This window comes from Marinobacter sp. UBA5687 (assembly GCF_002420325.1).
GTDB lineage: Bacteria > Pseudomonadota > Gammaproteobacteria > Pseudomonadales > Oleiphilaceae > Marinobacter > Marinobacter nauticus.
Genome location: NZ_DIHV01000020.1, coordinates 1 through 14475, shown reverse-complemented (window position 1 = coordinate 14475; position 14475 = coordinate 1). Strand labels below are relative to the sequence as shown.

Annotated in this window: 12 protein-coding genes and 1 pseudogene; 9 read left to right on the top strand and 4 right to left on the bottom strand. The window is 55.2% G+C overall.

All coding sequences use genetic code 11. The annotated features are described in order from the left end of the window. Positions 1-76: 76 nt before the first annotated feature. The gene (locus B3Y70_RS02195) at positions 77-1180 is read right to left on the bottom strand and encodes a DcaP family trimeric outer membrane transporter (protein WP_227548826.1); all 1104 of its coding nucleotides are present in this window, start codon (positions 1178-1180) and stop codon (positions 77-79) included. Between the two features lie 203 nt (positions 1181-1383). After that, positions 1384-2385, bottom strand: coding sequence for a LysR family transcriptional regulator (locus B3Y70_RS02190; protein WP_023008238.1), 1002 nt, complete (start codon positions 2383-2385; stop codon positions 1384-1386). Between the two features lie 144 nt (positions 2386-2529). Here B3Y70_RS02190 and B3Y70_RS02185 point away from each other — a divergent pair, with 144 nt between their 5' ends. The 9 genes from B3Y70_RS02185 to B3Y70_RS02145 all read left to right on the top strand — a co-directional run bounded on the left by B3Y70_RS02185 (position 2530) and on the right by B3Y70_RS02145 (position 13350). Continuing rightward, positions 2530-2967 (top strand): PaaI family thioesterase, encoded by a 438-nt coding sequence (locus B3Y70_RS02185; protein ID WP_153740151.1) that lies wholly within the window; start codon positions 2530-2532, stop codon positions 2965-2967. Positions 2968-2994: 27 nt separating this feature from the next. Beyond that, a complete protein-coding gene (locus B3Y70_RS02180; protein ID WP_288589117.1) occupies positions 2995-4341 on the top strand; it encodes a hypothetical protein in 1347 nt (448 codons plus the stop codon). A 39-nt stretch (positions 4342-4380) separates the two neighbouring features. Next, complete coding sequence (locus B3Y70_RS02175; protein WP_014421690.1) at positions 4381-5541, top strand: acyl-CoA dehydrogenase family protein; 1161 nt, start codon at positions 4381-4383, stop codon at positions 5539-5541. A gap of 14 nt (positions 5542-5555) precedes the next feature. Next, entirely contained in the window at positions 5556-6779 is a 1224-nt protein-coding gene (locus B3Y70_RS02170) for a CaiB/BaiF CoA transferase family protein (protein ID WP_031209839.1), read from the top strand. An 82-nt stretch (positions 6780-6861) separates the two neighbouring features. Further along, positions 6862-8961: a 3-hydroxyacyl-CoA dehydrogenase NAD-binding domain-containing protein gene (locus tag B3Y70_RS02165; RefSeq protein ID WP_153740149.1), complete on the top strand. Its 2100-nt coding sequence runs from the start codon at positions 6862-6864 to the stop codon at positions 8959-8961. A 187-nt stretch (positions 8962-9148) separates the two neighbouring features. Beyond that, positions 9149-9904: an IclR family transcriptional regulator domain-containing protein gene (locus B3Y70_RS02160; protein WP_023008243.1), complete on the top strand. Its 756-nt coding sequence runs from the start codon at positions 9149-9151 to the stop codon at positions 9902-9904. 271 nt (positions 9905-10175) lie between these two features. Beyond that, complete coding sequence (locus B3Y70_RS02155; RefSeq protein ID WP_014421686.1) at positions 10176-11168, top strand: Bug family tripartite tricarboxylate transporter substrate binding protein; 993 nt, start codon at positions 10176-10178, stop codon at positions 11166-11168. Between the two features lie 80 nt (positions 11169-11248). After that, entirely contained in the window at positions 11249-11785 is a 537-nt protein-coding gene (locus B3Y70_RS02150) for a tripartite tricarboxylate transporter TctB family protein (protein ID WP_014421685.1), read from the top strand. An 86-nt stretch (positions 11786-11871) separates the two neighbouring features. Beyond that, complete coding sequence (locus B3Y70_RS02145) at positions 11872-13350, top strand: tripartite tricarboxylate transporter permease (protein ID WP_014421684.1); 1479 nt, start codon at positions 11872-11874, stop codon at positions 13348-13350. A gap of 83 nt (positions 13351-13433) precedes the next feature. Here the strand turns inward: B3Y70_RS02145 and B3Y70_RS02140 are convergent, their stop codons facing one another. Together B3Y70_RS02140 and B3Y70_RS02135 are read right to left on the bottom strand one after the other, a co-directional pair. Continuing rightward, positions 13434-14384, bottom strand: coding sequence for an AEC family transporter (locus B3Y70_RS02140; RefSeq protein ID WP_153740148.1), 951 nt, complete (start codon positions 14382-14384; stop codon positions 13434-13436). Then, positions 14381-14475 (bottom strand): annotated as a pseudogene (locus B3Y70_RS02135) (acylphosphatase); the annotation flags it as partial. The gene B3Y70_RS02140 and the pseudogene B3Y70_RS02135, both read right to left, overlap by 4 nt.

Genomic DNA, 14475 nt, shown 5'->3' with positions numbered 1-14475 from the left:
TTGCCTGAATGGCAAGACGATAGCCCTGGCGAGTCGGGGCTATCGTGTCTTATCGGGTGGATTAAGTGACGGCTGCTCAGAAATTATACTGGGCCGCAAACATCAGACGATTGGCGTCACCTTCTTCGCCGTTTACCTTCTTGACTTCATAGCGTCCGTACTCCGCACCCAGTGTTACGCTTTTCAATGGACTCCACTTATAGGTGATGAAAGCGTTGGTGTTGCGCTCGTGCTTATCTGCCACATTCAGCCCGTCTTCCTTGGCGTCATCCCAATCCATTGACGTCAGGCCATAGACCACGCTTAGCGCCCCTGGTCCGACTTTGAACGTTGCGCCCAGGTTCGCCCCGTATCCTGCAATGGTCTCAACGGAGTCCCCGTTCAGGTAGGCATCCTCACCGTAGTAGTTGGTGCCAGAGCGCCACAGGTAGCCGTTGGCCCCGTCAGTGTAGTTAAGGTTGCCCTGAATACTCAGATCGTCGGTCAACTGATATCTGGCCGCACCGAAGACCGCGAAGCCGAGCGCCGAATCGTCTGTATCTCCATCATCATAGCCAACTTCCTGGATGAGGGCGGCAGTGGAATACTTCAGTGCTCCGGCACCGGATTCGTAACGCGCGGTCAGTGTTGGCAGGCCGTTTTTAGAGGCTTCGTCCAGAATTTTGGACTTCGGGTCTTCTAAAGCAACGGAAAAACCGCCGGTGGTATAGCGAACCTGTGCGGTCCGGTTATAGAGTCCGGCATTGCCTGCGACCCCGTCCATCTCCAGGACTGATGTGTTGCCCACAAAGCTGTTGTAGTTAGACCAGGTGCGCCCGAGAGTCCAGTTTTTGTACTGACCGTAGGCGTGACGGAGACGCAGCTGACCGCCGCTGGCGCCACCGCGGAAATCGCCTTCAAGGTTAATCTTCAGGCCACTGGAGAGCTTCGTGGTGATGCCCAGGCGGGACTGAACGGCGTCAGCGCCAAAATAGCCACTGGCTTCGCTATCTTCGGCAGCACCGGTGTTGACCTGGCTGAAGTCACCAGAACGGGTTCCGGTGTTTTTGCTGATGTCTTCATTAATGTCATACGACGCATTCAGGCGCGCATAACCGTAGATGTCGACGGTGGCGTCTTCAGTCTTGAATTCAATCGAAGAGGCGGGGTTGGCCATGCCCATCATGAGTGCCCCGGACATTACTGTGATCGAGACGGAGAGCTAGTTCTTTGTCATCGCTTATGCCTTTTCTGTGTTGTTTTTGCTGTTTTTCAGGGGGCTGGGTCAGGAAAGGGCATCCCGGTGGCCCAGTCTCACCTGGGCCGGCAAGCTATCAATGACAAACCGTTCGCACAATTATCTAATTTGAATAAATAATATATCCAGATTGTATGGCCTTGAGTCTATTCCTCAGCAACCCCGAAGTGGCTTGGTGCGTTCAGCCCATCGAGGCTGTTCTCGTCAAACAGCGCGCGGCCTTTCCATATTCCCTGTTTCACCTGCAGCGTCACCTGTTTCATGACCGTTTCGGCGAGCTTTAGCGTGGCAAGTGTCGGAGGCAGATCTCTGGGAGTGACGATTGACAGTGAGCGGAAGAGTGTCGGGTTGGTAATTGGAATTGCGATAACCTCGTCGCGCTCCAGCATTTCGTGGACGGAGGCATAGGACAGAACAGTGTACCCGAGGCCACGCCTTACAAGGTCTGTCATCAGCGGCCAGGCGTTGACCTCCATCGCCAAGCGCAGCTTTTGCTGAAGCTTCATCGCCTCGCGCTCCATGAGTTCCCGAAGGCCGTGCTTTTCCTCCGGCATGATAAGAGGCAGATCCAGCACTTCGCTCAGCGACACACTGTCGCGACCGGACAGGGGGCTTGCGGGGTTGGCAATCAGGTAGAACCGTTCCTCCATAAGCGGTGTGTAGTGGAGGTGTTTCTGCTTGCTGTAGCTGTACGTGATTGCAAGGTCGACCCGGTGCTGGGCAACAAGTTGCTGCAACGTGCCACTCATTGCTGATTTTACAGCCAGCGAAACCTGCGGATAAGACTGGCGGAATTCCTCAATGATGCCTCCGGAGAAGCTATAAGCTGCCGTTGGAAGAATGCCGAGAACCACCTGGCCAGTCACCTCGCCGGCAATGGCCGAGACTGAGGCCTGGGTTCGCTCGAGATCCTGAAGTATGGCTTGAGCTTTCTGATACAGAAGTTCCCCGGCAGGCGTCAGGACAACGCCGCGACCGTGTCGGACAAAAACCTGGACGTTCAGTGCTTCTTCCATCAGACGTATCTGGCGGCTCAGGGCAGGCTGAGCAATGAAGAGCTTTTCAGACGCCCGGCTGAAACTGCCGGTATTGGCAATGGTGAGAAACGTGTTCAGCTGTCGAAAATCGATCTTTATCTGAAGCGCCATGGCTTGCCCTTGAAGGTCGTAATGAGTGGCTTCTGAAAGTATAACCGAATTAGATAGGTCATATAAAAAGCATATAATAGTGGTATTCATTGGCCGATGTTAAGGTGCTGCCCATAGAATGAGTTCCGGCGAGGCCCTGGCATCATGAGCGACGTGAATCGACAAACAGAGAACGAAGGACTGAGTGGTTTCAGAGACGTCCTTGGCTTTTCTCTTGTGGAGTGGCGTCAGGGCAACGCGGTCATCGAAGCACCCGTCTCCAGTCAGCATATGAATCGGAATGGTTACGTGCACGGAGGCGTTGTCAGCGCACTTCTTGACTGTGCCGCGGGGTTGGCCGGGACATATTGCGAAATCGACGGCCATATTCGTCGTTGCAGTACGATTTCCCTGAATACGCAGTTCATGGCGCCTGTCCAGAGTGGCGTTATGGTCGCCTCTGCCCGTCAGCTAAGTCGCGGTAGAAAAATCTTCTTTGTTGAAGCGTCGGTAACCTGCGATGGCGTTCTGATTGCAACCGCCCAGGGATCCTTTCGTTACATCCTCGGAGGCGAACACCCACAGGGTGTTCCGGCACAATGAAATCGAGGCAACCAAAGGACAGGAACTGTGGTTGAGGTTCCGTTGTTCGCCTCACTGCGCTCTGTACTCGGGTATACCGCTCTGGTGTCAGCGGCGGCGGTATTCCTTCCCGGGCATAGCCAATTAACTGCGGGTCTCGCGATCCTGGTCATAGCCCTGGGATGGGAAACCTTACGTCCGATTGCGCGGGTGATTGCGTCGTCGGTTGTCTGTGTTCTGCTTTTGGCCGGAATCTACAATGGCCAGGTCCTGAGCAATGCCTTCGACGGGATGGCCGCCATTACCGGGCTGGTCCTTTCGGTTATGTTTTTGTCCTCCGTGCTTGGTAAATCCCGGGATCTTGAGGTGATATCACGAAGCCTTTTCCGGGGGCAGTCGCTGGTCCGCTATCTGGGGCTGAGTATCGGGACAAGTACTCTTTCTGTTCCCTTGAACTTTGGTTCTATCGGCCTGGTAGCGCCAATGATTGGTAGCCGGATTCGCAACGGGGGAGAGTCGATGGCAACCCGGAACGCCGCCCGGGCCGTTATTCGAGGGTTCGGAGCCTCGCCCATGGGCTCGCCATTGTCCGTGGCCGTGGTCATGACTGTTACGCTTCTTCCCGGTCTCGAGAGCTGGGATCTACTGGCGTGGAGTGTGCCTTTTGCATTGCTTTACCTCACCGTCGGCGCTTGTTTTCGGGAGAAAGAAATCTCGGATGAACCTGAGCCTTTTTCGCCACAAGACAGGCCGGAACCGCAGGCAAAGGTTGTCGGATCCTGGCTCCGGTTTTTGGGGCTCGCCCTTCTGATTTCGGGTTCTTCTTTCGTGTTGAACGCCTGGTTTGGATACCGGTATTCGCAGGCGGTCACGGTGAGTTGTCTCGTTGTTGCGGTCGTGATTCTGATCACCCAACGAGTACGGCACCCGGGCGACGCACTGCCTTCGATGGCCAATGTTTCAAATGAGCTGGCCATCATGGGAGGCGCGTCGTTCCTTGGGGGGGCATTGGTGGCAACCGCCATGAACTCTCTGGGGAGCGACGTCTTCCTGCCCGGCGCGGCCTACCCCCTGATTGCGCTATGTGTTCCCTGGCTTTTTTATCTCGGCGGCACCGTAGGGGTAAATCCAATCGTGTCGGCCACGGTCGTTGGCGGAATTCTGGGGCCAATCTGGCCTTTTGATGCGATTGTCGGACTTGGCTTGGCGATGGTGACCGGTTGGGGCATCACCATCGCGGGTACACCTTATTCCGCCAATGCGCTTCTGTTGGAGCGGTTCACCGCATACGGTGCTCGTCGCGCCGCGTACGGATGGAACCTGCGGTACTCGTTACTATTTCTCGGGCTAAGCGGCTGTCTATGCGCAGCTCTCGTTTACAGTGCGCTTCGATAGCGCGGTTTTCATACGTTGTTAGGAACATGGGAGGCCGGAATGGCACTAGATCAAGAAACCCTGAATCAGTTTGTCGACAGTGTGCGTCGCTATGTCCGGGATCGATTGGTTCCACTGGAGATGCAGGTCGCGGAAGAAGACCGGATTCCCGATGATGTCATTGACGAGCTGAAGGAGTTGGGACTCTTTGGCCTCTCCATTCCGGAGGAGTTCGGCGGGCTGGGACTGAACATGGCGGAAGAGGCGGCCATTATTCAGGAGATGGGCTATACCTCGCCGGTCTTTCGTTCCATGTTTGGTACCAACGTGGGTATTGGTTCTCAGGGCATCATTATTGATGGAACGGCGGAGCAAAAAGCCCGCTACCTACCGAAGCTTGCGACGGGTGAATTGATCGGTTCCTTCGCCCTGACTGAAGCAGACGCTGGTTCCGACGCAGGGTCCGTGATGACTTCGGCGCGGCGGGAAGGCGACGACTACATCATCAATGGCGCCAAACGCTACATTACCAACGCACCCCGTGCGGGTGTGTTCACTGTAATGGCGCGGACGGGCCGTAAAGAGGACGGCGGGCGAGGTGTCTCAGCGTTCCTGGTGGACGCGGATCTTCCGGGTATCAGCCTGGGCAAACCCGATAAGAAAATGGGGCAGAAGGGAGCCCATACCTGCGATGTGATGTTTGACAACGTGCGGGTGCCAGCCTCAGCCCTGATCGGCGGTGTCGAAGGGCAGGGGTTCAAGACCGCCATGAAAGTGCTTGATCGTGGGCGCCTGCACATCAGTGCACTGAGTGTTGGTACCGCCAAACGTCTGATTGATGAGAGTCTCGCCTATTCATCACAGCGCAAGCAATTTGGTACCGAAATCGCGAACTTCCAGCTTGTCCAGGCCATGCTTGCGGATAGCCAGACCGAATATTACGCAGGCAAATGCATGGTTGAAGAAACCGCACGTTCCTATGACGCGGGGCAACCTGTGTCTATGAACGCAGCAAGCTGCAAGCTGTTCTGTACGGAAATGGTTGGCCGCGTTGCGGACCGCGCCGTACAGATTCACGGTGGTGCAGGTTACATCAGCGAGTATTGCGTTGAGCGTTTCTATCGCGATGTCCGGTTGTTCCGCCTCTATGAGGGGACCTCCCAGATACAGCAGTTGGTGATTGCCAAGCAGATGCTTCGCAACGCGACGGGTTCACTATGAGTCGCGAGTCAGCTATGTCCGGTCCTTTAGCAGGTATTCGCGTTCTGGATCTGTCACGCGTGATGGCGGGTCCCTGGTGTACACAGATCCTTGCGGATCTTGGCGCGGAGGTCATAAAGATTGAGCGTCCGGGGTTGGGCGACGATACCCGGCACTGGGGCCCTCCCTGGTTGAAAGACAAGGAGGGTAATCCGACCAGACAGTCGGCTTACTATTTGTCGGCCAATCGCGGCAAGCATTCGGTAACCGTTGATCTGGGACAGCCCGAAGGTCAGAAGCTGATCCGGGAGCTGGCGGCTGAATGCGATGTGTTGGTTGAAAACTTCAAGACTGGCGGGCTTGCCAGAAAGGGGCTGGGCTACGAATCCCTTTGTGAGACGAATCCGGGCCTTATCTATTGCTCTGTCACCGGCTTTGGTCATACCGGACCTATGGCAAGTTATGCAGGGTACGATTACCTGATTCAGGCACAATCCGGGCTCATGAGCATTACCGGTGCGGCCGATGGACAGCCAGGGGCCGGACCTCAGCGCGTGGGCATGGCTGTAGCCGACCTGACTACGGGGATGAATGCGGTCATCGCCATCCTGTCTGCCTTGCACCATCGAACGAAAACCGGCGAGGGCCAGCATATTGATATGGCATTGCTGGATGTGCAGGTCAGTTGGCTTGCGAATCAGGCATTGAACTATTTCTGCAGTGGGGATGTCCCCGGGCGCACGGGCGAATACCACCCTAATCTGGCGCCTTATCAACCGTTTCCGACGAAAGATGGTCAGGTCATTATTGCCGTTGGGAATGATGGTCAGTTCCAGCGCTTGTGTCAGGCCATGGGGTGCCCTGAACTGGCGGAGGATGAACGTTTCTCAAGCAATCCTCAGCGGGTGCTTCACCGGCCGGAGCTGGTTGGCAAGTTGTGTGAAATCACCCGTACACGCACGAGCCGGGAGTGGATGGATTCGCTGGTAAACGTCCACGTGCCCTGTGGGCCAATCCAGAACATTGCTGAAGTCTTCGAGGACCCACAGGTCCTGGCCAGGGAGATGAAGCTTGAGCTGGAGCATCCGGTTGTGGGTAAGGTGCCAGGCATCGCCAACCCGATAAAATTCTCCAAAACGCCCCAGAACTATCGTAAAGCGCCTCCGCTGCTCGGCGAGGACACAGATGCGGTGCTTGCCCGGGTATTGGGAAAAAACGCCGAAGATATTCAGAAACTCCGATCCAGCGGCATTCTTTGATGCCAGTGGTCCGGTTTTCTCCAGAGCCGGCACCTGCACTTTGATTCGGGTGCCGGCTCCTTTTCCGAGGAGACACAATTTCATGTTGGTGAACTACGAACGTATCGATGAGCTGGGTGTTATTACCATCAGTAACCCCCCGGTTAATGCACTGTCCCACGGTGTGCGCAGCGGTATTCTCGAGGCGATCAATCAGGCTCAGGCCGATGATTCCAGGGCAATCCTCATTCTTTGTGAGGGGCGTACCTTTGTGGCGGGCGCGGACATCAGTGAATTTGGCAAGCCCATTCGGGAGCCGTCGTTGCCTCAGGTGAATGCGGCGATTGAGGCGTCAAACAAGCCAGTGATTGCCGCGATCCACGGTACTGCGCTCGGCGGTGGGTTTGAGCTTACGCTGAGTTGCCACTACCGCTGTGCATTGCCCTCAGCGTTTGTCGGTTTACCGGAGGTTACCCTTGGATTGTTACCCGGGGCGGGCGGTACGCAGCGTGTTCCACGCTTGATAGGTATAAAGGCAGCACTTGACCTGATGACCAGTGGCGAAAAAGTGCCAGCCCAACGGGCGCGGGAGCTGGGGTTGATTGACCGGGTTCTTGAGGGCAACTTGCGAGAAGGCGCGCTGAACTATGCCCGCGATTGCCTGGCTGGCGGCCTGGGTGTCCGCAGAATTCGTGATATGGATATACCCGTGGATAGCGGAGACCAACAGACCCTGGACGCTTACCGAAACCAACTGGCTAAAAGGAAGCGAGGACAGGAAGCGCCTCAACGTATTGTCGACTGCGTCGAAATTGCTCTTAACCGGCCGTTTGATGAGGGGCTTGCCTTTGAGCGTTCGCAGTTTGTGGAATGCACACAGTCCGACCAGTCAGCGGCGCTAAGGCATTTGTTTTTTGCAGAGCGTCAGGCACTGAAGGTACCTGATCTGGACCCGGAGGCCCACGCCCGTGACATATCCCGAGTAGGCATCATTGGTGCGGGCACAATGGGGGGCGGCATTGCCATGGCCTTCGCCAATGCTGGTATTCCGGTGATGCTCCTGGAACTCAATCAGGAAGGGCTTGATCGGGGGCTGACTCTGATTTCCGAGAACTATGGGCGCTCGGTCAGTCGAGGAAAACTGTCAACCAGCGAAGCGTCATCCCGGAAGGCGCTCATCACCGGAAGCACTAATTATGAGGACCTTGCCCAGGTCGACCTGGTGATAGAGGCCGTTTTCGAAAGCATGGATGTGAAGAAGCAGGTGTTCCAGCGACTGGATGAGGTCTGTCGCCCCGGGACCATTCTGGCGACCAATACTTCCTACCTCGACGTCAATGAGATTGCGTCTGCGACTTCGCGGCCTGGAGATGTGGTGGGTCTTCATTTCTTCAGTCCGGCAAACATAATGAAACTGCTGGAGGTGGTCAGGCCAGAACAAACTGCGGATGATGTTATTGCGACCGCGATGGCTCTGGGTAAACGACTCCGCAAGGTGCCAGTGTTGTCACGTGTGTGTTACGGATTCATTGGCAACCGGATGCTGAGGCAATACGCCAAAGAGGCTCAGTTGTGCATGATTGAGGGGGCTACGCCGGAACAAATAGACGGAGCCCTGACGGATTTCGGGATGGCAATGGGACCGCTGGCAGTCGGCGATCTGGCGGGGCTGGATATCGGCTACAAGGCGCGGCAGGCTCTGGCCAGCGAGCAGAAAGGCGATCCTCGTACCTACTGTATTGCTGATGCGCTGGTCGAATCAGGCCGCCTGGGACAGAAGACTGGCGCCGGATACTATCGCTACGATCCCGACACCCGGGCAAGGTATTCGGATCCCCAAGTATCGGAAGTGATCAGGCGTGAGGCTTCACGACATGGCGTGTCGCAACGCGTGTTGACCAAAGAGGAAATCCAGGATCGTCATATTCTGTCTCTGGTTAATGAGGGCTTTCGAATCCTTGAGGAAGGCATTGCTCAGCGCCCGGGGGACATCGATCTGGTCTATGTTCATGGCTACGGCTTCCCATCTTATCGCGGTGGCCCGATGTTCTATGCCAGCCAAAGAGGATTGGACTCGGTCTTTGACCGTCTTGAGGCGTTGGCCGCAAGATCGGGAGAGCTCTATTGGAAGCCTGCGCCTCTTTTAAAGCGTCTGGTTGAGCAAGGTCAGACCCTGGAGGAATGGATGGCCAACAGAACCTGAGACATGTAAACGACAGACACGAAAGCGGGATGATGATGTCTTCCCGCTGTTCCTGCGAGACCCGCTTGCATAGCCCTATTGGGGCTGGCATCATCCCGCACCAGATAGTGACCGATTATCGAACGATCGGTTGGTGCTTGTACTATTCAAAGGGATGGATTCGGTGGGTCGCGATAGCGAGGGTAGTGTGTCTGTAGACAAAGAGTTCCTGACGACCTTTGCACGCGGTCTGGAGGTTATTCGTTCTTTCGACACGGACACCCCGTCAATGTCGCTGTCTGCCGTGGCAGAAAAGAACAATCTGTCCCGGGCCGCCGCTCGCCGATTTTTGCTCACGTTACAGAAACTTGGTTATGTCACCCAGGACGACAAGAAGTTCAGGCTGACAGCCAAGGTTCTGGAGTTGGGCTATTCCTTTCTTGCTTCGCTGGATTTTTCGGAAACGATCACGCCTTTCATGGAAGAGGTCTCCTACCAGTTGGGTGAGTCCTGTTCTGCACTGGTACTTGATGGCGTAGATATTGTTTACGTTGCGCGGATTCCACGCCGGGGACTCATTCCCATTAATTTGCAGATTGGTGCGCGCCTGCCAGCCTATGCGACCTCTGGAGGCCGGGTACTGCTTGCCTCCCTGCCGGCCCAGGAACTTGACCAGGTGATTCGGGATACCCGTTTCGAAAAACTGACAGCCTATACGAAAGGCCCTGATGAGCTTCGCGCCGAACTCGAGAAGATTCGGATGAACGGCTACGCCGTTGTTGATCAGGAACTGGAACTCGGCATGCGAGCATTAGCTGTTCCGGTTTTTGATCGAAGGGGCAGGGCACGGTTTGCGCTTAACTCCAGCAGCCACGTCAGCACGGTCTCAATTGACCGAATCATCGACGAGTATGTGCCAATCATGCAAAGCGCATCTCGAAAAATCACTGAAGTTCTGCCCTGATAGAGTGGCTTTTGGGCCATTCTGACACACCTCTGCTACCGCTCCTGTTTCTGGTTATCACCGCGAGGGCCTGATCTGGCCCTCGTCATATCCTCGCCTGAGCTGTTGCTTCTTCAGGTTTCCCGAACCCGCCGTCGGTGGTTATTACTGACTTGCACATAAAAAATTCTTGCACGCCTGTGATGAATATGTGAGATTACTCCCGCGAACATTATTCGAACATAAGTTCGATATGCGAACAACGAAATGACCAACGAGGATAATCACAAAAATGATCGAATTATTTGGGCTTCGTCTGAAACGTAGTGTGCTCGGCGCAGTAACTGCTGTATCTCTGGCTTGTGGTGGTCTGGCTCAGGCCGAAGAGTGGCCTGACGATAACATTCGATTGGTCGTACCTTACTCTGCTGGTGGTACGACGGACCTGCTTTCGAGAAAAGTGGCAGACCTGCTTCAGCGTGAGTTGAGCACGGTGGTGGTTGAGAACCGTCCTGGTGCTGGCTCAACGGTTGCTACCGGCCAGTTGGCTCGTGGTGGGCGCGGTTCCGACCATATGCTTCTAATGGCATCCCCGGGGCACACCATCGGCGCGTCTCTGTATCCGAATCTGCGATACGATCCAGTTGCTGACTTTGCGTTCATTCGCAACGTGATCAATATTCCGAATGTGATGGTTGTCCCTGCGAGCAGTCCGTACAACACCGTTGCGGAATTTGTTGAAGCCGCGCGGGAACAGCAGCTTTCTTTCAGCTCTCCGGGCATTGGAAGCTCTATTCACATGTCTGGTGAGCTGTTCAAGAACCTGACGAAGACGCAACTGGTTCATGTGCCTTTCCGAGGTTCCGGTGAAGCGCTGCCCGCCCTGCTGGCGGGTGATGTTGACGTTGCGTTTGAGAATATGCCGACCGTTTATCCGCATATTCAGTCTGGAAAACTCAAAGCCCTGGCGGTTACCACACCACAGGAGTCTGAGTTTCTACCGGGAGTTCCCACCATGCAGCAGGCTGGCGCCGGGTATGGTCTTGAGGATTACGAAACGTCTGCCTGGTTCGGTCTGATTGCTCACAAATCCTTCCCCGAGTCCGGCCTTGAAAAGTTGGAGTTGGCGCTGGAGAAGATTATGTCTGGTGATGACTTCCAGAACTTCCTGCCTCAGTTTGGAGCGGTAGCGGGTGAAGAGGTCGGAGAAGACTTCCGCGCGATGGTAAAGAGCGAGCTTGCCAAATGGTCCGAAGTCGCTGAACAGGCGAACCTGAAACGTTAAAAAAGAATTGCCGTATCGGGCGGGACAGTGCCATTTGGTCGTCCCGCCTTTTTCTTTGAGGCTGAACTGCAGAGGTCATCATGGAACTGTCAGACGATCAATCCACCCACACTGCTAACGACGAATACGGTCGGTTGAATCCCAACTCGTTACTGGGTGGGCTGTTTTTCGTGGTGTCGCTGGTTTTTCTGTTTTATGTAATTCCGAATTACATCAACTTGCCGCCCTATATGCAGCATCCATTGCTGTCCCCCCGGTTTTTGCCGCAATTGGCGGGCTGGCTGGTTTTGATTCTGGCGTTTGTCCTGATGGTTAACGGTTTGTTGTACCCGCCAAAGCGTGAGGAGGCCGATGAACTGCGGCAGGGTGTGCCCGTTCTTCGTCAGGTTTTGATGCTGGCGGCCGGCGCTATTTACGCGGTTTTCTTCGAACAATTTGGGGCCATCGGAAGCGGAATATTCGCAAGTGTTCTGCTTTTCATGGCCAGCGGTCTGAAAAGCGCCTGGATCTATGTATTGGCAGTGCTGTTTCCTGTTGTTGTCTCGCTTCTCTTTATTCACGTCCTGAATGTGCCCCTGCCCGTAGGAACGCTCTGGGAAGCTCTCCTTCAATTTTAAGGGCTGTTCGCCGGGTGATTTGACCATCCGGCGTCAGCATAAAGCTATTTGTCTGAGGTCAGACAGAACGTTTTAGGTTAATAGCAATGGAAAACATATCAGAAGTTCTGACGCTCTTTCTGAGTATTGATAATTTTATGGCCATAGCGGCCGGTGTGCTGATTGGCGTTGTGGTAGGCGCGATTCCAGGATTAACAGCGACCATGGCGGTTGCGTTGGCCCTGCCTTTCACCTTCTCGATGGAGCCAGTTACCGCGATCCTTTTGTTGGTTGGGATATACAAAGGGGGCATGTATGGAGGCTCCATTACCGCCATTCTTATAAGAACTCCGGGATCTCCAGCAGCCGCTTGTACATTGCTTGACGGCTACCCGATGGCGCAACAGGGCCAGGCTAAGAAAGCCCTGAAAACCGCCTTGTATTCCTCGGTTGTTGCCGATCTTATCTCCAATGTTGCGCTGATCTTCTTCGCGGCTTACCTGGCGAAAATCGCACTGAATTTCGGGCCGCCTGAATACTTCTGGTTGATCTGCTTCTCTCTGACCATCATTGTCTCGGTGTCCGGCAACTCTGCGATTAAAGGGCTAATTGCTGCCGGGTTGGGCATCATCATTTCCACAATCGGACTGGACGCGGTTTATGGTACGCAGCGTCTGACCTTCGACAATTACAACCTGATGGATCGAGTCTCCTTTATACCGCTACTGATCGGTTTGTTTGCCATTCCCGAAGTCATCGATTTCTATACCTCCAGGGTCGCGCCCCATATCCGTACAGCGGTATCTGGCGCCTCTCTGACGTGGAAGGAGTTCAAAGGCTCCCTGAAAACCGTCATTCGCGGCAGTGTCATTGGGGTCATTATTGGAGCCATCCCGGGCACCGGGGCAACATCTGCAGCCTTTATCTCCTACAGTGAGGCGAAGCGAACCTCTCCCCGAAAGGATAACTTTGGCAAAGGTGAGGTTGAAGGCGTGGCCGCGGCTGAAGCCGGAAATAACGGGGTCGCCGGAGCAACGCTGATTCCGCTGCTATCGCTGGGCATTCCCGGTGATGTGATAACGGCGATTATTCTGGGTGCATTCATGATTCATGGCCTGACACCGGGCCCCGTGCTGTTTCAGGAAAACCTGCCCCTGGTCTACGCGCTGTTCTGCGGTATTCTGGTCAGCTCGTTTGTGCTGGTTTTTGTCGGCAACGCCGCTATCCGGTATTTTTCGATTATCGCGGATATTCCCAAAACCATCCTGCTACCTATTGTGCTGATGTTCTGTATTTATGGTGCTTACGCCGTGAACAACAGCACCTTCGATATTGGGCTGATGCTGGCGTTCGGTGTTCTCGGTTTTCTGTTTAACCGAACTGGGGTTGCTGCCGCTCCGTTCCTGATCGGGTTTATACTCGGGCCAATGTTCGAGGATAACCTCAGGCGTACTCTGCTGATCAGTAAAGGTGACCCGACTATCTTCTTCAGGGGGCCTATCGCCTGGGTTTTCATTATGCTCACAGTTGCCTCGGTAGCCTTCGCTTTCCGGCGTTACTGGATTGCCCGGAGAGAGCAGGCCTGACCATGTGGCCTGCGTCATGACAGCCCAGACTGAAAGCCGCACAGCCAGGGAGCGTTGTGCGGTTTAAGGTAGGCCTTGGCCGTTCAGCCGATTGCTGTCAGCTGGATAACGAACACTCCGAGGGTAATGGTCACACTCGCAAGCAGAGTAGTCAGCGCGATAATGTTCGCTGCCATGCGATCGTTGCCGCCAAGGGCCCTCACCATCACGAAGCTGGCCGCTGCCGTTGGGCTGGCGAAGAACAGGAACATGAGCCCGAGCTCCCGCCCTTCAAAGCCAACCAGCCAGGCAGCAAGAGTGCACAGTGCCGGCAAAGATACCATCTTCCAGATGGATGAACCCACGGCCGGGCCGCTGTCGCTGCGTATGGATTTCAGTGAGACCGTTGCGCCGATACAGAGCAGGGCGAGAGGCAGCGTTAGCGAAGCAAAGTAGTCGCCGCTGGTCATTACCCATCCGGGAAGCCTGATTTCAAGGGCTGCGAAAGGAATGGCCAGCACTACGCCGATGATCAGTGGGTTTCTGGCAATGTCTCGCAGGGTGTTGGTCAGGCTCATGGTTTTACCGGGCTGATACGCCAGCAACACGATCACCGATAACGAGTTGTAGACCACAATCACCAGAGCCAGGAGCAGGCCCCCGGCCGAGAGCCCATAGTCGCCGTAAAGGTTGGCTGCCAACGCCAGACCAACGATGCCACAATTGCCCCGAAACGCGCCCTGGACATAAACCCCGCGATCCTCTTGCCGGACCCGCTTTGTTGCCCAGAACCAGACAAGGGCAAAACTGGCCAGGGTCGCCAGGAAGTAAAAGATCAGCATGCTGATGCTGAGGGTGGTATCCAGGTCGGCTCTGATAATGCTCAGGAAAACCAGGGTGGGGAGCGTGGCCTTGAAAACCAGAGCAGAGGCGGTGGCGATGAAGCCCTGGTCAATCCAGCCAATGCGCCGAAGACCGATGCCGATAAAAACCATGGCGAATACCGGCAGCGTAGTCTCCAGCGTGTACAGAAAGGTATCAAGAAGACTGCTCAATGTGTGGTCCTGAAGTCAGCGAATTCCTGAGTGGCGGGCAGTTCCTGGGTTGCAACCTCATCGACCACAGCGCGTTCCGGGCCTTCGTGAC

Coding starts and splice junctions, on each gene's coding strand:
- B3Y70_RS02195 (WP_227548826.1), bottom strand. CDS start 1,180: ATGTCCGGGGCACTCATGATGGGCATGGCCAACCCCGCCTCTTCGATT.
- B3Y70_RS02190 (WP_023008238.1), bottom strand. CDS start 2,385: ATGGCGCTTCAGATAAAGATCGATTTTCGACAGCTGAACACGTTTCTC.
- B3Y70_RS02185 (WP_153740151.1), top strand. CDS start 2,530: ATGAGCGACGTGAATCGACAAACAGAGAACGAAGGACTGAGTGGTTTC.
- B3Y70_RS02175 (WP_014421690.1), top strand. CDS start 4,381: ATGGCACTAGATCAAGAAACCCTGAATCAGTTTGTCGACAGTGTGCGT.
- B3Y70_RS02170 (WP_031209839.1), top strand. CDS start 5,556: ATGTCCGGTCCTTTAGCAGGTATTCGCGTTCTGGATCTGTCACGCGTG.
- B3Y70_RS02165 (WP_153740149.1), top strand. CDS start 6,862: ATGTTGGTGAACTACGAACGTATCGATGAGCTGGGTGTTATTACCATC.
- B3Y70_RS02155 (WP_014421686.1), top strand. CDS start 10,176: ATGATCGAATTATTTGGGCTTCGTCTGAAACGTAGTGTGCTCGGCGCA.
- B3Y70_RS02150 (WP_014421685.1), top strand. CDS start 11,249: ATGGAACTGTCAGACGATCAATCCACCCACACTGCTAACGACGAATAC.
- B3Y70_RS02145 (WP_014421684.1), top strand. CDS start 11,872: ATGGAAAACATATCAGAAGTTCTGACGCTCTTTCTGAGTATTGATAAT.